The sequence below is a fragment of the Mucilaginibacter sp. GW822-FHT03E02 genome, assembly GCF_058801545.1.
On sequence record NZ_JBXANJ010000005.1, the window covers coordinates 1 to 19,527 of the forward strand.

Below are 19,527 nucleotides of genomic sequence, written 5' to 3' on the forward strand. Positions count from 1 at the left end.
TTTTCCCGATGAGGTTACTGACGGCGAAGTGAACGATCCTAAGCGCTTACAGTACTTACAGGATTATTTGAGCCAGGTTTTGAAAGCAAAAAATGAAGGCTGTAACGTTAACGGCTATTTTGTTTGGACGCTTACCGATAATTTTGAATGGGCCGAAGGATATCACCCGCGCTTTGGCTTAATCCATGTAGACCATACTACACAAAAGCGGATTATAAAGGCATCGGGTAAATGGTTTGCCGGTTTTTTGAAAAAGCCTGTCAAACAAGAAGAGCTTACTTTGGAAGCGAAAAGTGGAATGTAGTACCATTTTCGGTATCGCTTTCAAACCAAATACGCCCATTATGCCTTTCGATAATCTGCTGACATATGGAAAGCCCCAGCCCGAACGATTTTTCGCCCTCGGTTCCCGGACGTTTAGCATCGGTAAACATATTGAAGACCTGGCTTTTAAGCTTATCGGGAATTCCGATACCATTGTCTTTTACCGAGATTTGTACTTCATTTTCAAATTCTTCGGCTTTAACCAACACAATGGCCCCTGCCGGACTAAATTTAATGGCATTACTGATCAAATTACTTATAACGCGCCATATTTTTTCGCGGTTTATTATTAGCTCAACCGGTTTAGCTAATAACCCGAGGCTGATGACCTGATTTTTTTCTGCGGCTTTAAAGCGAAGCAGTTCCACGCTGTTGGTGAGCAAGGAGTTAATCTCAACCGGCTCTGTGTTCAACTCCGCGTTCACGGTATTGGTAGCTTCTAATATTTCGTTTATCAGTTCTAATGAATTAAATGAGGTTTCTTTTATCAAATTGAGCATTTCGCGCTGTTCGTCCGTATAATCGTCTTCTTCCATAGCGGTAGTTAACGAAGCAATACCGCCAATAGGGTTGCGAAGGTCATGTGCTACCGTACGCAAAATTCTGTCTTTTTCTTGACCGTTTAATTTAAGCTCGTTCAGGGCTGATTCAAGATGAGTGTTCTGGTCGTTTATCTGATGGTTTAACCCGCCCAGGGTTTCAATGTTCTTTTTTGATTTTTGCCAGTTCAGAAATATCAGCGATATGATCATAACCAGCATTACAACAAAAACCACGGTTACATTAAGGTAAATGTTTTGCTGGTGGTTGTTTTTCTTAAGCCGGTCAAATTCATTATCCTTTTCCAGGCGTTTTATCTGTTCGGCAATGTCGGCTTCCTTTAGTAATTTGCTTTTTTGGTTAATGGAGTCTTTTAAAGCATCGTATTTTATAAAATATTTGAGGGCTTCGTCCTGTTTGTTCTTTTTTGCAAAATATTCAGCCATCAAGTTATTCCAATCCGCCCTGGCATCTTGCTGACTTAAGTATTCAAACTGCTTTTTAATGACGTTTAAAATATCAATCAACGAGTCTGTTTGGTTTAAAGTATTATAAACAGCAGCCAGCTTTAATTCGGTATATTGGGCATCCTGGTTATCATTGCCTTTTCGCAAATTAATTCCAATGCTCTTTTTTAATAAGGTTTTGGCTTGGCTATAATTTTTTAGGCTGATATAAACATTGGCCTGGTTGCCGTATACAACACCACTGGCTACGTCAAGCATTTCCTGCCTGTTACGGTATAATGCCCGGTGAGTATTAATGTATTTGAGCGTTTTGTCATAAAAAAAAAGAGCGCTATCAGTCATATTTATCGCGCTGTAACTTAAGCCCGCATTGTCTGTTAATTCCTGTACACGGTAAAAGCTGCCAAAATTATCTGAACAAGCGGCACCTTCTCTGGCGCTGTTTTTAAAGTATGCGGCGGCTACCCGGTAATGCTCCTGGCGGAACATAATCATTCCCATCCGGTAACTATAGTCGCTTAATACACATTCATCCAAGCCATCACTTCCAATTACTTTGCCACGATAGAAGTTTGCATAGGCCTCGTTATATTTGTTTTGATCAAATAAAACATCGCCTTTGTAAAAAAACGACTGACCGTATTCTGTAGTGTATTTTTGCTTTTTATAGGGCGTATCAAACAGATTAAGCATGCTATCGGCATATAACATAGCTTTGTTTTTATCAGGCTTGCTATAATAAAAATAATCATAGTTAAACCTATAGTAGCTGTAAGTTTGAAGTAAATCGAGATTTTTTGAATGCTGATATGCTGAGTCGAGATAATGCAATGCAAGGTTTTTTTTACCATTATCGCTCATGCGGTTTGCCGAGTCGAGCACCTTATTAAATGCTTTTGAAGACAACAAAGTATTTGTTGATTTGTTGCAGGAAAAAAAAGCAATGGCGACGTAGATGAGAAAAAGATTCAACAGCAATATACTGTAAAACCGGTTTTGGATTGTGCTTTTTGACTCAAACATTAAATTCAGTTACCCCAGGGACTGGTTAGGTATATAAAATACTCGTTAAACTTAAATAAAATATTTCAGCGCAGCATTTTTACATTTAATTTATTGGTGATAAAAGTGACTAATGTTAAGTTAATAGTACTAAGTCTTAAGTCAAAAGCCCAATTTATTCTTTTTTGACTTAGAACTTAAAACTTTCGACTTAGGACTATCCGTCATTTCATGATTAACGTAACACTAATAGACATCCTGGTATTTCAGGAAACGGTGTTTAATCCGGTTTCTTTATCCTCAAAAGGCAGGAATACATAAAAAGTTGTGCCTTCGCCCACAGTGCTTTCCAGCCAGATACGGCCATGGTGTTTTTCTACAATTTGCTGGCAGATAGACAGGCCGAGCCCAAATGATTTTTCGCCGGCCGTGCCAACCCGTTTGGCATCAGTAAACATATTAAAAACCTGTTGTTTCAATTTGTCGGGGATGCCTATTCCGCTATCTTTTACTATAATTTTGACACCATCTTCGTAATTTTTAACGCCCACTGTAATACTGCTGCCACCATGGCTGAATTTTATGGCATTGGTAACCAGGTTACTGATAACGCGCCATATTTTTTCGCGGCTTATGAACACCTGGGCGGGGCTTGGGGGCAGGTTGAGGTTTATCGACTGATGTTTATCAGCAGCCTTAAAACGCAATAACTCCACACTGCTGGCTGTCAGTGAATTGATATCAACCCATTCTTTTTTAAGAGGAGCTGTACCCGAGTTGGCGGCTTCTAATATCTCATTAATAAGTTCAAGCGAATTGTACGAAGTTTCTTTGATGAGATTGAGCATTTCCTGCTGATCTGGCGCGTAATTATCCTCAATCATGGCTGCCGAAAGGGCGGCGATGCCGCCAAGTGGATTCCTGAGGTCATGGGCCACAGTTCTTAAGATACGGTCTTTTTCCCGGCTGCCGCTATGCAATTCATTTAAGGTATTCACCAGATTTTTCTTTTGATAATTTATCTGGTCATTTAGTACCTTGATAGCCAGTACGTCTCTTTTGGATTGTTTCATGTTTCTGAAAATCAGGAATATGATTATTACAGCCATGATGCATAATAAAATAGCAAGATAGATAAATATCAGCTGCCGCTTATTGTAATCTTTCAGGCTGTCAATCTCGCTTTGCTTGTCGTAATTAGCCTGCTGGGTTGTTACATCTGTGCGCTTAAGCGAATTGTCTAATTTTACCAATGAATCTTTTTGGGCCGAATACTTTTTTAAATAGAGGAGGGCCCCCGTGCTATCATTTTTTTGCTGACAATATTTACTCATCAGGTAATTCCAACTGGTTTCGGCATCGCTATTAGGCAGGCTATCCAGTTGAGCACGCAGATTTTTGAGCAACAGGTACATATCATTTTGCCTGTTCAGTTTCAGGTACATCCGCGCCAGCTTAATTTCGGTTAATTGAGCGTCTTTGTTATCGTTTCCTTTTTTAAAATTTATGGCGATGCTGCTTTTGAGCATTTGCTCGGCCTGCTCATAATCGCCGGTCATTAAAGCCATATCCCCTTGGTTGCCATAAACTACGCCGCGGGCAGTCTCCAACATGCCGGCCAGGTTGCTAAATCGTGCATTGTTGCTATTGATATATTCAAGCGCTTTTTTGAAGTAAACGGATGCGCTATCTGTTTTTCCTGCGTTTTTATAACTTTCGCCAATATCATCAAGCACCTCCTGTCGTTGATAAAAGGCCTTAAAATCGTCTTTAAACGCCCAGCTTTGGTTATAGCTCAGTTTAAAATAACCGGCTGCGTCAAGGTAGTGTGCCTGTTTAAAGGTTACCATTCCCATCCGGTAAGTATATTCAGACAGTATTTGATTATTAACCAGCCTCTTCCCTATATAATACCCCTGGTAAAAACATTTATAGGCATTACTGAATTGCGAAAGGTCAAAAAAGGCATCGCCCATGGCAAAGTTAGCCTCGGCATAATTAAGCTGATATTGGTGCCTGGTAACACTTTGTTTTGCCATAGCCAGCATGCTGTCTGCATAGGCAAGGGCTTTTTTCGAGTTATGGGCAACTTTCCTTTGGTACAGAAAATGAAAACCGTAAAAACGGAACCTGTCATTTATAAAAGGTTTTTTTATTTGCTTAAAAGCTGAATCGAGGTACCGGATACCCGCGGAATGCTTTGTTAGCTGGCGGTAGTTGCTAACTGTATCAAAAATGGCCTTAAATTGTTTCGAATAATTACCATCATCTTTATTATTATAGCTACAAGCCCCAAAAAGTGAGGCACAAAAAAAAGCTATGCATAAAATAACATTACACATATAACTTTTGCCGCAGTGAACAATAGGTTTAATCGAAGACATTAAGTTTAAAGCAGCAACAAATATAGTGTTTTGGAAAACGCCAATACTATACCTCGGCACTTAAATAATTGCTGCTTTGCTATTTAAAGGCATCCTCGCCGGTAATATCCATGCCGGTTATCAGTAAATGAATGTCATGTGTCCCTTCATAGGTAATTACCGATTCAAGGTTCATCATATGCCGCATAATAGGGTATTCGCCGGTTATGCCCATGCCCCCAAGCATTTGCCGGGCTTCGCGGGCTATATTAATAGCGGTTTCTACACTGTTACGCTTGGCCATTGAAATTTGAGCGGCAGTGGCCCTGTTTTCGTTTTTAAGTACTCCTAAACGCCAAACCAGCAACTGGGCCTTAGTTATCTCGGTTATCATTTCGGCCAGTTTTTTTTGCTGAAGCTGGAAAGCTGCTATAGGTTTACCAAACTGAATACGTTGTTTAGCGTATCTTAAAGCGGTATCATAGCAATCCATAGCTGCGCCAAGTGCGCCCCAGGCAATGCCGTAACGGGCCTGGTTAAGGCAGCCAAGCGGACCTTTTAAGCCTACTACATTTGGTAGTAAGTTTTCCTTAGGTACTTTAACATTATCAAAAACCAATTCGCCGGTGGCCGAAGCCCTTAACGACCATTTGTTATGCGTTGTAGGGGTAGTAAAGCCCTCCATACCGCGCTCAACTATCAGTCCGCGTACTTTCTTGTCCTCGTCACGCGCCCATACAACGGCAATATCAGCAAATGGAGCATTGGAAATCCACATTTTGGCGCCGTTCAGTATATAGTGATCGCCGGCGTCTTTAATATTGGTGGTCATCCCGCCAGGGTTTGATCCGTGATCTGGCTCTGTGAGCCCAAAACAGCCCATGATTTCGCCGGATGCTAAGCGGGGCAGGTATTTTTTACGTTGTTCTTCAGAGCCGTAGGCATAAATAGGGTACATTACCAATGAGCCCTGCACAGATGATGCCGACCGGATGCCTGAATCGCCGCGCTCAATTTCCTGCATAATGATGCCATAAGCCATATAATCCAACCCTGCACCACCGTACTCAACCGGTATTGTTGGGCCAAATGCGCCAATTTCGGCAAGACCATTTACCAGCTGCATCGGGAACTCTGCCTTTTGGGCATAGTCTTCAATTATAGGGCTTAATTCCTTTTTTACCCAATCGCGTACCGACGAGCGGATAAGCTTATGTTCTTCGGTAAGCAGTTCATCTAATTGATAATAATCGGGCGATTCGTACAGATCTGTTTTAGCCATAATGTTATACTTGGTGGGCAAATATATGGCATTTAAAGTGGACAAAACAACGTCAAAATCGCTGTTTTTGGATACCGGAGGCCACTTTATACCAAAAACTATGTTTAGATTGTTTAAACATGGTTTTTGACGGATTTTATTTTTTCAAAAAAAGTCTAACTAAAAATACCTATGTATTTTATATTATCGTTTTGGTAAATCGCAATGTTAAATACTGTATAAATAAACCCGGTTCTTAGACAATAAATTTCAACTTTTAAACAGTTTTTTGGCAAAATAAATCAATTTATAAACCAACAAAATCTGCTACTTTTGAAACATGACTACTATTGCCCTGCATGGTGCAGAATTTTTTGCATACCATGGATTTTATCCCGAAGAACAAAAAATAGGCTGCCGTTTCCTGGTAGATATCACAGTTGATTTTATCCCCCAGACTGAACCAGCCGACGACGAACTTAAACACACCGTTGATTACGAAAAGGTATATTATATGGCTTGCGAGGAAATGAAACATTCCCGCAAACTGATAGAAACCGTGGCACAAGCTATTTTAGACAGAATAAAAAGAAAATACCCTTACGTGGAAAGCATCCGGGTAGAAATAAAAAAATTAAACCCACCGTTGTTGGGTAAGGTTGCCCACTCGGCTGTTACAGTTAACTATAACAAGCAGTAAAATGGAATACAATAGAATAACACCCTTGGTATTAGATGCCATCATAGCTATTGTTGGCGTGGGCAATGTTATCAATCAGCATGACGAGCTTGAAAAATATAGCCACGACGAAACTGAAGACCTGGTTTACTACCCCGAAGTGGTTGCCCGGCCACAAACGCCCGGGGAAGTTTCGGCATTGATGAAACTTTGCAGCGAAAACATGATCCCTGTTACGCCGCGGGGAGCGGGCACGGGTTTAAGTGGTGGTGCACTGGCCATTAAAGGCGGTTTGCTGATAGCGATGGAACGCTTTAATAAAGTACTGCAGATTGATGAGGCTAATTTACAGGCAACGGTTGAGCCAGGTGTTATTACCGAAGAGTTTATGAACCAGGCCGCTGTCAAAGGCTTGCTTTACCCGGTTGATCCGGCGAGTAAAGGAAGTTGCTTTATAGGCGGCAACGTATCCCATGGCTCGGGTGGGCCAAGGGTGGTTAAATATGGTACCATCCGCGAATATGTATTGAACCTGCAGGTAGTTTTACCGTCAGGAGAAATTATCTGGACAGGGGCAAATACGCTTAAGTACGCATCGGGTTATAACCTGACCCAGTTGTTCATCGGGTCGGAAGGTACGCTGGGTATTATTACCAAAATTGTAGTGAAGCTGATTCCCTTGCCAACGTTGGACGCCTTGATGCTGGCCTCATTTGCTACTAATGAAGCTGCCTGCGCAGCTGTTTCTGCCATATTTCGTGCCGGTATTGTACCATCAGCATTGGAGTTTATGGAACGGAGAGGAGTGGAGTGGGTGAAAGAACATGATGATATCGCCTTTGATTTACAGGACGATATCCAGGCTTTTTTGCTGATTGAAGTAGATGGTAATAACCAGGACGTGATTTTTACCGATTGTGAGAAGATAAATGCTGTTTTGGAAGCATATGATTGCAAAGATGTACTCTTTGCCGATTCATCAGCACAAAAAGAGGAGCTTTGGCGGCTGCGCCGGACTATGGCTGTATCAGTAAAATCAAACTCGGTTTATAAAGAAGAAGATACCGTAGTGCCCCGCGCCGAACTGCCCCAGCTGATTAAAGGAATAAAAGAAATAGGTACTAAATATGGCTTTGAATCAGTTTGTTATGGCCACGCTGGTGATGGAAACCTTCATGTAAATATTATTAAAGCCAACATGAGCGATGAGGACTGGAACAGTAAACTCAAATTCGGCATCAAAGAGATTTTCGAACTTACCGTAGGGCTGGGGGGCACGTTATCCGGTGAGCATGGCATCGGCCTTGTTCAGAAGGATTTTATGCCGATAAAGTACTCTGAGGTTCATTTTGCCCTTTGGCGAGGCATCAAGAGCGTGTTTGATCCGAAAGGAATTTTAAATCCGGGGAAGATATTTTAATTTGAGAATTTGAATATACAGCGATGGGTTATTCAAATTCTCATCCCATTAAGACAGTTTATTTACCTTTGATATCATCAAGGCTGAGTTGAATTTGACGATTGTAATTTTCAATATCGGTTTTGTACTTATCTGTGTTCTCGCTAATGCCTTTATAAAGCACTTCATAGCTTTTAATACGTAGATCAAGGTATTGACGTAGTTTTTTGTTGGTTGATTTTGCCGCATCGGGAAGTTTAAGCTTATCAATTTTATCTAATATTTTCACGTCCCTGTCCCAGTAATTAATGCCATTTTTAATAGAGGTGAGTAATTGCGGGTTTGACGCGTTCTTCAATTTATAAACTTCAAGGGCGTTCACTTCGTTGTCCGAAAACTCCTTTATATACGCATCGTACTGCCCTAAATCATTTGGTGTATTTTTATATAACCATCCGCAGGTAACTATAATAACCGCAGCTAATATTCCGCAGATGGTATAATTCAAACGATTGTCGGTTGGTTTCTTTAGGCTGACGATAAGACAATAACCAATTATTAAACCGCCGGCCAGGCCACCAATATGTGCAGCATTGTCAATTCCATCTTTAACGCCATAAAGTAAGTTATAGCCCACAAATATGGCTATGCTGGTAAGTAATGCTTTACGGGTGGATTTTTCAATTAAATTGGTGGTAAGCATTGCCAGGAAAACACCATACATGCCAAAGATAGCCCCCGAAGCCCCAACGCTAATCGTTTCGGGATGCCACCATAAACTGGTCATACTTGCTGTTAAAGCTGTTAGTATATATGCTGTGATAAATCTTAGCTTGCCCAGGTACGGCTCTAACAACAAGCCTATATAAACCAAGGCATACATATTGAATAGCAAATGCATAATACCGGCGTGTAAAAATGCACTGCTAAGTAAACGCCACCATTGCCCGTTCAAGGTATATGGGCCAAAATCGGCACCCCAATCAAGCAGATCTTTATTTTCTGGCATCAAAACACCTACGCCCTTTATGGCCATTAATACAAATACCAATATATTGGCAATAACCAGTATGGGGGTTACGAAATAACCAGTAGTAGGTTTAAATATAGAAAGGAAGCTGTTGATATGATCGGCAGTTGTAGCCGGTGGCTGTTGCAGATAATCTTCTTCGGCGGGAGGGAACCCGGTCTTTAGTTCGTGATACTTTGCGTCAAGTTCTTCGTTGCTATACTTGTTTCTGGCCGCATTTAATTCATCAACAAGTTCCAATACCCGCTTTTTATTACGGCCAAAATCAATCATTTCGTTGCCTGCCGATGAACTTTTTAGCGTAGCCACATCGTTTTCTATGGCAATACGGATAGTTGCGTTCCAGCCAAATACACCATTGTCTGTGTAGGCTATAAGGCCTGTTTGGCTTATGTAGTTCACTTGCCAGGTTAGTTCTTTAACCGCTTCGTTGGCTATTGCCAGGAAATGCTCAGGTGATAAATGATCAAGCGCATATTCTTCAATGTATTTTGGTGTAAATCCTACGGCCATATTAATTATTTAAGGTTTAGTTGTAATAAAGCTTATGCATTATTCTGCTATTTATTCATGCATCGGTTTTTGTCCTAATATGAAGTGCTTCATATGCACATCTATAATCTGCACATTAATTCGTATTCAATATCAACCTCGGCTCATCGTATGCAATCATGCTCCTGCGTTCATCCGGTGGGATGGATACCGATTTGTTGGCTGCGTAGTCATAGCTAATACAAACGGTTTTGCCGGTTGTTACAATTTCTTCGCCCTGCGGGGTTACTTTTACTAAAACGTGCATCACATCAAAGCTACTGTTACCTATGCGAATGGTGCGCACGTAGCAAGCTATTTTATCCTGAACGGTGATCTGCTTTAGATAATTAATTTCTGATCGGCCTATAATAATGCCTGCATTATTCCAATCCCACCCTATGGCGTCCTTCCAATAGTTGGTACGCGCTATCTCAAAGTAAGTTAAATATACGGCGTTGTTAACGTGTCCTAAAGAATCAATATCTGAAAAACGGATAGGTATGTCAGTTTTGAATTTGTAATCTGTGAGTTTTTCGGCCATTTGTGTCATTTTGTCTGTAAAAAATCTTTAATAGTGACAAAATGTCATTTAAATTATTGATTTTCCCTGTTGGTATAACAGTTGATTAATACTTCACGAAGTTAACAAAAACAAAAACTTATAAATAATACATATCATGACTTTAGTAAAATTTAACAACGGATTAAAAAACAACGCGAGAGGCCCATTTTTTAACGATGTATTCGATTCAATTTTAAACGATTCGTTTATTGGCGACAAATTGGTAGCTCGTATACCTGCTGTAAACATTAGCGAAACTGAAAATGAATTCCACGTTGAATTGGCTGTACCCGGCTTGAAGAAAGAAGATTTGAAGATCAGTTTAGATAAAAACGTATTAACCGTTTCGTCTGAAAAGAAAACTGAAACCGTTGAAGAAGGTAAAAAATTCAGCAAACGCGAATACAGCTATAATTCTTTCAGCAGGTCATTTACCTTGCCCGAAAGTGCCGATCATTCAAAAATCGAAGCAGACTATACCGATGGTATCCTGACTTTGACCATTACCAAAAAAGAAGAAGCTAAATTTCAATCGAGAGAAATAGCTGTAAAATAATTAAAGACTGTTTTCATAAAGTAGTTAGTTTGGTTTGAAGGCCGTTCCCGCAAGGGGCGGTCTTTTTTTGCTTTTTGAGCTGCCTGCATTTGCGCTGGTTTTAATATTTTATTGTATTTTACGCTGTGCGATAGTCGCTCATTTGCCAAAGCGTGTACCTGCAAACGCGCCATCAGAATAAGACACGTCGCCGGGTTACCAATAATTTTTTTAACATGATCAAAAAACTACTTACCATTCTTTTAATTTCTGTCGCTTATTTATCCCATGCCCAAAACAAAATTGTGGTTTTTCAATCTGATTTTGGGGTAAAAGATGGCGCCGTATCGGCCATGAAGGGTGTTGCAACCGGTGTTTCTGCCGATTTAAAACTTTATGACCTCACACATGAAATTCCGGCCTATAATATCTGGGAAGCATCATACCGCCTCTATCAAACCGTAAACTACTGGCCAGCAGGTACGGTATTTGTCTCGGTAGTTGATCCCGGTGTGGGTACTACCCGTAAATCTGTTGTGCTTAAAACCAAAACAGGTCAGTATATTGTAACGCCGGATAATGGCACCTTGACGCTGATAGCGGAATCGCTGGGAATAGCCGAGATCAGGCAAATTGATGAGGCCCGCAACCGCCGTAAAGGATCCGAAAAATCATACACCTTTCATGGTCGCGATGTATATGCATACACAGCTGCACGCCTGGCGGCCGGCGTTATTACTTATGAACAAGTTGGCCCCGAACTACCTAAGCAAGTGGTGAAAATTCCGTATCAAAAAGCAGTATTGGAAGGCGGAACCCTAAAAGGAACTATCGATATCCTTGATATTCAATATGGTAACCTGTGGACAAATATTGGCGACGACCTGGTAAAACAACTGAACGTTAAAGTAGGAGATATCCTTCACCTGGTGATTTATCAAAATAACGAAAAGAAATTTGAGGGCGATGCTCCATATAGCGATACATTCGGCGAAGTGGCTAAAGGCAAGCCTTTGGCGTACATGAATAGCTTAATGCAATTGTCTTTTGCTTTAAACCAGGGCAGTTTTGCCGATGTTTATAAAATTGGCAGCGGAAGCGATTGGAGTGTGGTGGTGAGCAGGAAGTAGCGAAGCCCCGCCTAAATCCTCCCCGGTAGGGAGGACTTGAAAAAGAGCAGTTAAAATTTCTCCAACCGGAGGAGATTATCGGCAAATTATTTGCTCTTTTTTGAGTTAATGATGACCTGGGCGTTTCTATACTTTTACTAACTTTCAAAGTTATTGATGCGATTATAAAAACAATTTTATAATTGTGTATATTTGTAACACAGTGAATTATACTAAGTAACCACATACATATGACTGTCAACTCCACAACTATATCTTTGGCTATTGCCCTTGTATCGGCAGTGATAGCCATTGCTACTATTATAAATATAATTTTAAGAATTAGGAATTCTAAAAATATTACAATTAAGAAGAAGACAGGGGAGACTATTACGTTTTCCAAGACTTATAATAGGGAGCAAAGTAAAAAATTATTAGAATTCATGAAATGAAGAATACGCCATCCGGCGATATAGTTTCAAGTCGTTCTAAAGCCACCCTAATCACAACATTTACCTCTCTTTGTATAGCTGTCGTTCAAACCATAAAAAACGAGAACCTTAGAGTTATAGTAGTACCTGCAACTCCATTTGTAATTCTATTATTAAGTACCGCTGTAAAAACTTACTACAAAAGATATAAATGCAAAAAGGTCATTAAAATCCATCAAGGGTGGATCGATGATTTGGAAACAGAAAGCAATAATCCCACTACTACAGCAGCCAGAAAGAAAGAAATAGCCAAGGAGATAAAGGGATACCAGGATGAAATCAAGAAAAAACAAATTGATGCAATAGATGTCGATTTTAGTTAAAAGCTATTGTCATTAAGATTTTTTTGTCTTGTGTAAATGAATACTACTCCACATATCTTTAATAAAACGTTATTGCTATAATGATGTTCAATGGAGTATTTTAAAGTTTCCAAAGAAAGAGGTATATGCCAGCACCGCTAATTGAAACTATTAGTAAATCAATTCTTTGTATGGAATATGCCCATTGTGTGAAGCTATTCTTTCTATGATCCTTTATATAATCTTTATCCATAAATCAAAGATAGCGTTTATGTTGGTGGTAGATTATATGTTTGCTCCTTCGGAAGAGAACCCCAAATAAACCCTAATGCCAAATCGAAAAGTTTGCTGTCTGGGTTTAGATCGAAAAATCCATTCACCACTACGCCATCTCCCGGCTTCGCTTCATTTCTTCGGCTATTTTTATTCCCTGCTTCCTGACTTGTTCTGTACGCACGTAACGTTTATCGGCGCCTAAATTGGGCTTGGTAATAAAATCATAAAACATTCGGGTCCAGGAGTGGGTCGAATCCAGGTGCTGGTAAAACTCTTTGGTAATTTTATAATACTTAGGCAAAAAACGGCCCGGTATGTTCATAATATCGTGATGTTCGTTATGGTAACCGACGTTAAAGCAAACCCAGTTGAGCCAGCCGTAGTATGAGTTGGTTTCCTGTCCTTCTTCAAATATAAAATGCTCGTGAATAAAATGCCCGGCCGCAGGGTGCAGGCTGAATCCCCATAAGGTGGATAAGAAAAGGTAAATGATGGCAATCTTCCCTAAAAACACAAAGATCAGCGCATCGGTGATAATCAATGTGATGATGTTGGCCCATTCCCATTTGGTTGGTTTAGTATCAAATCCCCTTACCAAAAACAGGAAAAAAATGTAAAAAAACAGCCATATAAATTTACGGATACCGGACTTTCCTACCATTTTTACTTCCCAATGGCTCGGGAAATCGTTATCAACATCTTCGATACCTAAGTGGGAGTGATGCTTCATATGGTGTGTACGAAAAGCGATAGCCCCCGGTACCAAAACCGGTATATTGGCAAATATGGCCAGCGCTTTATTTTGCGCAGGCGTTTTCAGCATCAGGTTATGTGCCATTTCATGCACCGCCATGGCCGACCAATGGTTCATGGTACCGCCCACCACGTATGACAGCAGGATAATTTGCCACCAATAAGTCCCAAACGAAGGAAACCAGACACTAACACCCCACGCAAAACTAATTTGCCCTGCCACAATAAAAAAAGTAAGTACCGCTGCCCAGGGATCATAACCCATTAATTGTTTTACTTCGGGGTGTTTCTTTAATACTTCTATCCGGCGCAAAAAATGTATATCCGGTGTTTCAATTGGTTCAAAAGGAGTATCGGTTTTCATGTTGATGTGTTTTAGGATTACTGCTAAATAACATAATTGACCTTAGATTATTCCCGGTAGTGGTACGGTATTTTGCTGCGTATAAATACTTAATTGTTAATAAAAGCACCTCGGTTAATTCGTAATAAACATTGGGGTAATATATAAGGAGCCTTAACTTAATAATACTTATCCCGGCAATTTCCCGTTCTAACTGGCAGTTAAGGATAATGTGCATGCTAAACAAATTGTCATTTAATTCCTTTTTTTAATAATGCCATACGGGTATTGAAGCCATGTGGCGAATATTTTTTTATGTTTACCGAAAAATCAAAACCAACTATGAAGTTTTTAAAAGCCCCTTTATTTTTATCGCTTATCGCTTTAATGGCCATTACTTTCCCGGCTTGTAAAGCCAAGAAATTAGCAGAAAAACCTGCTCCTGTTGAAACTGAGAAAATGTACGCGCCGGCACCGAAGCCAACACCGCCGGCTGCCGCTGCTCCTGCGCCCACACCGCCACCAGCACCTGCAAAACCAAACTATAATTTTACCAACATCCAATTTGAATTTAATTCGGCTGTGTTAAAAACAGCGTCGTACCAGGCGCTTGACCAGGCCGTTATCGAAATGAAAAAAGACGCATCTGTAAAGTTTGTTTTAAATGGCAACTCATCTGCAGAAGGCACCGACGAACGTAATATGGAATTATCAATCCAACGCGCCAACTCGGTTAAAACTTATCTTGTAAACAGTGGCATCAGTACAGATAACCTTTCGGTTAAGGGTTTCGGCGAAAGCAAACCCATTGCCGATAACACAACCGAAGAAGGCCGTGTTTTGAACCGGAGGGTGGAGATTAAACTTGTGCAGTAGTAGTGAGTTATGAGTCTTGTGTTCTGAGTTTGAAGAGTCAAATGTTATTATTGACTTGGGATTTCAGACTTAGGACTCAAGACTTAACATAACGGGCAACCATTATGCGCCCTGTGCCGTAATGATGAAGTACTAAAAGACTTTGTCATTACGGCATTTTGAAACACATTTTTAAGGGAATACTTTCGCTGCTTAGCGTAACCGAAAAAAACAGGTTGTACAGGCTCATCCTGCTCGATCTGTTTATCAGCGTGCTTGATATTGCCTTTTTAGGAGCCCTGCTCATCATTATCGGGCTTTACACCTCGGGCACTCCAGTTCAACATCATTTATTACAGCTAAGCTGGCTTAAACAGCAATCTATACTGCCAATCGGTATATTTATGTTGCTGTATTGCGGCAAAAACTGGCTGGGCTACCTCATTACCCGGTTTCAGCATCATTTTTTTTACGGGGTAGCATCGCGCTTGTCGAAAAGGAATATCCTTCATTATCTTAAAGATGAGTATATCAAATTTGTCAATGTCGATTCATCTGTACACATCCGCCGGGTAAGCCAGCAGCCTATCGAATTTAGCCATTACATCCTCAATAATGTACAGCAAATTATATCGCAAAGCCTGCTCATTTTATTTACCATTGGCGCCATATTGATTTACCAGCCATTGCTGTTTTTTTTATTGCTGCTGGTGTTGTTACCGCCCATAATTATCCTTGCCTATTTTATCAAACGGAAATCGAAACAGGTGCGCGAACAAACAAAAATTGCAAGCGAAAAAAGCATTCAATATTTACAGGAGTCGTTAGCCGGTTTCATAGAAAGCAACATTTACAACAAGCACACATTCCTGGCCGATAGATACGCCGATTACCAGCAGCAGCTTAATAACAATATAGCAACGCAACAAACACTGCAGGGGCTGCCAGCAAGATTGGTGGAGATTTTTGCCATTTTTGGTTTTTTTATCCTTGTGCTGGTCAATAAATGGGCTGTACGTGGGGCAGTAGTTGATGTGCTTACCATTGGCGTTTTTATTACAGCTGCCTACAAAATCATTCCCGGTATTATTAAAATCCTCAATAGTATGGGGCAAATAAAAACCTATGAATTTACCCTTAATGATTTGCTTGCTGTAAAAGAACCCGGCACGTTGCCAAAAGCGGGTATGCTTAATATTGCTGAACCTATCAGTTCTATCCGTTTTCACAATGTTTATTTTAGTTACGCAGACCAACCAGTAATATCCGGCATCAGCTTCGATATTTGCGCGGGCGATTTTGTTGGCTTATCGGCAGCCTCCGGCCGGGGCAAAACAACCGTCATTAATTTACTGCTTGGTTTTTTAACGCCTCAATCGGGTTATATTTATATAGACGGAAAACAAGCGGATACCCGTAAAAGACAGCAGTACTGGAAAAAAATAGCTTATGTAAAACAACAAAACTATTTTATTCACGATACCATCCTCAAAAACATTACGCTTACTGACGACCAGGAATATGATACCATAAAACTGGATGAGGCGATATCTTTTTGCGGGCTTGCCACCTTACTATCCGGCTATCCCGAAGGCATAAATAAAATAGTACGCGAAAACGGCAAAAACCTAAGCGGCGGGCAAAGACAGCGCATAGCCCTGGCAAGGGCGCTGTACCACGACTTTGATGTACTGATCATGGACGAACCGTTTGGCGAAATGGATCAGCAGGCCGAAGAAGCGATCCTTATCCAGCTAAAGCAATTAACAGCCCAGGGTAAGATCATATTTTTTATAACACACAACATTGCAAGCCTGAAGCATTGCAACAAAATAATCCCCTTAATAAATGAATAAGCCTGAAGCATTGGTCATATTAACCCCGGGCTTCCCCGCAAACGGTAACGATACCACATGTTTACCGCCTATGCAGATTTTTGTAAAAGCTTTAAAACAGCACAATCCACTCTTACATATCATCGTAATTAGCTTTCAATACCCTTTTACAGCATCCCGGTATTACTGGCACGGGGTTGAGGTTATTGCGATAGCAGGTAAGGGCAAGGGGCAGCTTTTCAGGCTGATAACCTGGCGGCGGGTATGGCAAAACTTAAAAGAACTGAATGCCGGGTACAAACTTGTGGGTTTATTAAGCTTTTGGGATGGGGGAGTGCGCCTTTATTGGCAACCGCTTTGCAAAAAAAATACGGTTTACCACATTATCCGTGGTTGCTTGGGCAGGATGCAAAAGCCGGTAATGAGTATGTTAACCGGATAAAACCCGAGGGTAGCTCGGTAATAGCGATATCCGATTTTTTGGCCAGGGAGTTCAGGATAAACTATGGTATTCAGCCGGCGCATGTTATCCCTACAGGTATTGATGTAACGCTTTTTGGTGCCGGGGTGGTTGACCGGGATATCGACATTGTGGGTGCAGGCTCGCTCATCCCGCTTAAACAATATGGCCTTTTTGTAAATATTATAAAAAGCCTGGTTGCTGAATTTCCGGAATTAAAAACGGTAATATGTGGTAAAGGCCCGGAAATGGAAAAATTGAGAAAACAAATAAATAAGCTTGGGCTGGAAAATAACATCGAATTAAAAGGTGAATTACCGCACCCGGAGGTGTTGGCGATGATGCAGCGTTCGAAAATATTTTTGCATACATCGGCTTATGAGGGTTATAGTACTGTTTTAAGCGAGGCCTTATATGCGGGCTGCCAGGTGGTGAGCCTGGTTAACGGAATGAATGTAAGGCCCACACAGCATCACGTTCCCGGCAATGCTGAAGACCTGCCGGTTATTATCAAAGCAATGTTGAATGATAAGCAACTGAAACATGAGCCCGTGCTGATATACACTACCGAAGAGATAGCGGCCCGTGTTACCGGCTTATTTATCGGTTAATTGATGGCAAATATCAACCAGGTCATCGGCTATGGTTTTAAAGCTTAGTTTTTTGTTAAAATGATTTAAAAACAGCTGCCGAAAGCTTTTGCCAGTCTGTGCCCTCAAGCGCTTTAAGAGTTTGACCCAAAGCATTGGCATCACCTGCAGGATATAAAAAACCATACTGACCGTTGACTGTGATTTTTTGATAAGATGGGATGGTGGTAACAATGGGGATACAACCGCAGGCCATAGCCTCTAACAAAGCATAGCCGCTGCCTTCTTTATGGCTGCCCGATATATAAAAATCTGCTGCACTAAACCAATAAGGCAAATCGTTATTTGCAACTTCGCCTACTAAAATAACGGCATCCCGTAGTTGGGCGGAAGACGTTATCAGCTCTTCTATATCGCTTAAAAGTACTTCACTTTGGTAAATCATGTACAATTTTGCACCCGGGTTTGCAGGCAGGTAATCCCGGAAACCTTTTTAAAACGGTTAAAGGGTCTTTATTTGCATTTAGGTGGCCCACCCAGATAAAGTTTGCATCGCCGGTAACCCCGGTATGCTTCCTTAGCAAGCTCTTTATCAACGGGTTTAAAGGCTGTAGAAGCTTCTAATAACTCAAATATCCGGGCATCAGGGTTTATAATGCCTTTTTGTTTCCAGGTATCCGCATTGCCGGCCGACGTAAAAAGGAATGCATCCGTTATAGTGCAGGCCATCTTTTGCAGCCGGCCTTTTAATCCCCCTGAAGGTAGTTCGCCATGATGCTGTATGATCAGCTTAAACTTGTTGCCGCAAAGCAATCTTAAAAACATTACCTGTAATGGGAATACCAGGCCTTGTACCATTACGATATCGGGCTTCAGTTTTTTTTATAAAGCGATGCGTTTTTATGGTTATCGACCAGAAATCTGTTATTGCCCTTAAAAAAATAATAGGGTATCGTATCCATCACCACATGCTGCTCAAAAGCGGCGTGCTTTACAAATGTAAAATCAAGCTTATTCTTAAGGTAGGGAGCAAAGGCCAGCGCCGGGGCATGTTTTTCTGTTACGTCCTGTGGCCGGGTATAGTTTAAATGCGAATAGTAAACAAGGTCAACCAGTTTTATCAATTTTAGATAATTTGATGTTGTATAAAGGTAACCGGGAAAACAACACCCGGCAAGTACGATTGAATGGAGGCCATTAACTCCCCGATATCTCCTTCAACATATTTATAGGCACCATCCACCTTTATCAAACTAAAGGATTTTCCCTTTAATCCACCTGCTAATGCAATAAACCAGGTCCTGGTCAAACAGCCGGATGTTTCCCCGGTGAATCACCATTTGGATATCAACCAGCCGGGTAGCAAAAAAAAACGTCATTATAGTCATTGGCACTGTCTGCTTTCGCGATAACCAGGTCGGCGTATTTTGCCGGCAATAACTTCGCCGGTATTCATATTCCAGGCTTTTGCGGCCGTTTTGTTGAGCGATTGATATAGTTCCTGGTCGCTTAGCATACCGATATTACGTGCCATGCTGATGTGGTCCCATATATTCCAACTGCCGGTAAGGGTAGAGTCGGTTCCAAAAAGAATATCGGCAAACGGCTTTAATTTATGAATTTCTGCCGTTTTGTTCAACAAGTAAAAGTTCGACTCCGGGCACCATACTAAAGCCTTAAAATACGGGGCCTGTTGCTTGCTCATGGCTACAGCGTGTATGCCAACCAGGGGGCGGCCAAATTTATATTCCCAGCTAATCAGTTCATCTATTTCGCGCGAGGCCAGTTCATCTGATCCTTCACCTGTATGGATAACT

The 19,527-nt window shown here is 41.0% G+C and carries 21 protein-coding genes; 10 read left to right on the forward strand and 11 right to left on the reverse strand.

Features of this window, described 5'->3' with window-relative positions; translation table 11 throughout:
* The coding region (locus tag AC1RM2_RS34130) for a family 1 glycosylhydrolase (RefSeq protein WP_492989588.1) at positions 1-304 on the forward strand (304 nt) is incomplete at its 5' end.
* Here the strand turns inward: AC1RM2_RS34130 and AC1RM2_RS34135 are convergent.
* The 3 genes from AC1RM2_RS34135 to AC1RM2_RS34145 all read right to left on the reverse strand — a co-directional run bounded on the left by AC1RM2_RS34135 (position 276) and on the right by AC1RM2_RS34145 (position 5,978).
* Positions 276-2,237: a tetratricopeptide repeat-containing sensor histidine kinase gene (locus AC1RM2_RS34135; RefSeq protein ID WP_492989589.1), complete on the reverse strand. Its 1,962-nt coding sequence runs from the start codon at positions 2,235-2,237 to the stop codon at positions 276-278. The genes AC1RM2_RS34130 and AC1RM2_RS34135 overlap by 29 nt on opposite strands.
* A gap of 362 nt (positions 2,238-2,599) precedes the next feature.
* On the reverse strand, positions 2,600-4,717 hold the full coding sequence (locus AC1RM2_RS34140) for a tetratricopeptide repeat-containing sensor histidine kinase (protein ID WP_492989590.1): 2,118 nt from the start codon (positions 4,715-4,717) through the stop codon (positions 2,600-2,602).
* Between the two features lie 79 nt (positions 4,718-4,796).
* The gene (locus tag AC1RM2_RS34145) at positions 4,797-5,978 is read right to left on the reverse strand and encodes an acyl-CoA dehydrogenase family protein (protein WP_492989591.1); all 1,182 of its coding nucleotides are present in this window, start codon (positions 5,976-5,978) and stop codon (positions 4,797-4,799) included.
* A gap of 319 nt (positions 5,979-6,297) precedes the next feature.
* On the opposite strand from AC1RM2_RS34145, the gene folB reads away from it, so the two are divergent.
* Together folB and AC1RM2_RS34155 are read left to right on the forward strand one after the other, a co-directional pair.
* A complete protein-coding gene (folB, locus tag AC1RM2_RS34150; protein ID WP_492989592.1) occupies positions 6,298-6,657 on the forward strand; it encodes a dihydroneopterin aldolase in 360 nt (119 codons plus the stop codon).
* 1 nt (position 6,658) lies between these two features.
* Positions 6,659-8,056 (forward strand): FAD-binding oxidoreductase, encoded by a 1,398-nt coding sequence (locus tag AC1RM2_RS34155; RefSeq protein ID WP_492989593.1) that lies wholly within the window; start codon positions 6,659-6,661, stop codon positions 8,054-8,056.
* A 58-nt stretch (positions 8,057-8,114) separates the two neighbouring features.
* On the opposite strand, the gene AC1RM2_RS34160 is transcribed toward AC1RM2_RS34155, so the two are convergent.
* Both AC1RM2_RS34160 and AC1RM2_RS34165 read right to left on the reverse strand, forming a co-directional pair.
* Positions 8,115-9,578 carry a rhomboid family intramembrane serine protease gene (locus AC1RM2_RS34160; protein ID WP_492989594.1) on the reverse strand — a complete coding sequence of 488 codons (1,464 nt, stop codon included), beginning with the start codon at positions 9,576-9,578 and terminating at the stop codon, positions 8,115-8,117.
* 115 nt (positions 9,579-9,693) lie between these two features.
* Entirely contained in the window at positions 9,694-10,140 is a 447-nt protein-coding gene (locus AC1RM2_RS34165) for an acyl-CoA thioesterase (RefSeq protein WP_492989595.1), read from the reverse strand.
* A gap of 136 nt (positions 10,141-10,276) precedes the next feature.
* Between AC1RM2_RS34165 and AC1RM2_RS34170 the strand changes: the two genes are divergently transcribed.
* The 3 genes from AC1RM2_RS34170 to AC1RM2_RS34180 all read left to right on the forward strand — a co-directional run bounded on the left by AC1RM2_RS34170 (position 10,277) and on the right by AC1RM2_RS34180 (position 12,619).
* Positions 10,277-10,717 (forward strand): Hsp20/alpha crystallin family protein, encoded by a 441-nt coding sequence (locus AC1RM2_RS34170; protein ID WP_492989596.1) that lies wholly within the window; start codon positions 10,277-10,279, stop codon positions 10,715-10,717.
* A 215-nt stretch (positions 10,718-10,932) separates the two neighbouring features.
* Positions 10,933-11,826, forward strand: a complete 894-nt coding sequence (locus AC1RM2_RS34175) for an SAM hydrolase/SAM-dependent halogenase family protein (RefSeq protein WP_492989597.1) — start codon at positions 10,933-10,935, stop codon at positions 11,824-11,826.
* A gap of 427 nt (positions 11,827-12,253) precedes the next feature.
* Positions 12,254-12,619, forward strand: a complete 366-nt coding sequence (locus AC1RM2_RS34180; RefSeq protein WP_492989598.1) for a hypothetical protein — start codon at positions 12,254-12,256, stop codon at positions 12,617-12,619.
* A 361-nt stretch (positions 12,620-12,980) separates the two neighbouring features.
* Here the strand turns inward: AC1RM2_RS34180 and AC1RM2_RS34185 are convergent, their stop codons facing one another.
* Entirely contained in the window at positions 12,981-13,991 is a 1,011-nt protein-coding gene (locus tag AC1RM2_RS34185; protein WP_492989599.1) for a fatty acid desaturase, read from the reverse strand.
* A 321-nt stretch (positions 13,992-14,312) separates the two neighbouring features.
* Here AC1RM2_RS34185 and AC1RM2_RS34190 point away from each other — a divergent pair, with 321 nt between their 5' ends.
* The 4 genes from AC1RM2_RS34190 (at position 14,313) to AC1RM2_RS34205 (ending at position 17,731) form a co-directional block, all read left to right on the forward strand.
* On the forward strand, positions 14,313-14,846 hold the full coding sequence (locus AC1RM2_RS34190) for an OmpA family protein (RefSeq protein WP_492989600.1): 534 nt from the start codon (positions 14,313-14,315) through the stop codon (positions 14,844-14,846).
* 158 nt (positions 14,847-15,004) lie between these two features.
* Complete coding sequence (locus AC1RM2_RS34195; RefSeq protein ID WP_492989601.1) at positions 15,005-16,681, forward strand: ATP-binding cassette domain-containing protein; 1,677 nt, start codon at positions 15,005-15,007, stop codon at positions 16,679-16,681.
* Positions 16,674-17,102 carry a hypothetical protein gene (locus AC1RM2_RS34200; RefSeq protein ID WP_492989602.1) on the forward strand — a complete coding sequence of 143 codons (429 nt, stop codon included), beginning with the start codon at positions 16,674-16,676 and terminating at the stop codon, positions 17,100-17,102. Before AC1RM2_RS34195 ends, AC1RM2_RS34200 begins: the two co-directional genes overlap by 8 nt.
* The gene (locus tag AC1RM2_RS34205; protein WP_492989603.1) at positions 17,018-17,731 is read left to right on the forward strand and encodes a glycosyltransferase family 4 protein; all 714 of its coding nucleotides are present in this window, start codon (positions 17,018-17,020) and stop codon (positions 17,729-17,731) included. Before AC1RM2_RS34200 ends, AC1RM2_RS34205 begins: the two co-directional genes overlap by 85 nt.
* Positions 17,732-17,786: 55 nt before the next feature.
* On the opposite strand, the gene AC1RM2_RS34210 is transcribed toward AC1RM2_RS34205, so the two are convergent.
* The 5 genes from AC1RM2_RS34210 to AC1RM2_RS34230 form a co-directional block, all read right to left on the reverse strand.
* Positions 17,787-18,155 carry a glycosyltransferase family 4 protein gene (locus tag AC1RM2_RS34210; RefSeq protein ID WP_492989604.1) on the reverse strand — a complete coding sequence of 123 codons (369 nt, stop codon included), beginning with the start codon at positions 18,153-18,155 and terminating at the stop codon, positions 17,787-17,789.
* A gap of 68 nt (positions 18,156-18,223) precedes the next feature.
* Positions 18,224-18,568, reverse strand: coding sequence for a hypothetical protein (locus AC1RM2_RS34215; protein WP_492989605.1), 345 nt, complete (start codon positions 18,566-18,568; stop codon positions 18,224-18,226).
* 14 nt (positions 18,569-18,582) lie between these two features.
* Positions 18,583-18,834, reverse strand: a complete 252-nt coding sequence (locus AC1RM2_RS34220) for a hypothetical protein (protein ID WP_492989606.1) — start codon at positions 18,832-18,834, stop codon at positions 18,583-18,585.
* Positions 18,835-18,836: 2 nt separating this feature from the next.
* Positions 18,837-19,019: a hypothetical protein gene (locus AC1RM2_RS34225; RefSeq protein ID WP_492989607.1), complete on the reverse strand. Its 183-nt coding sequence runs from the start codon at positions 19,017-19,019 to the stop codon at positions 18,837-18,839.
* A 75-nt stretch (positions 19,020-19,094) separates the two neighbouring features.
* A partial coding sequence (locus tag AC1RM2_RS34230) for a hypothetical protein (RefSeq protein WP_492989608.1) occupies positions 19,095-19,527 on the reverse strand: 433 nt, incomplete at its 5' end.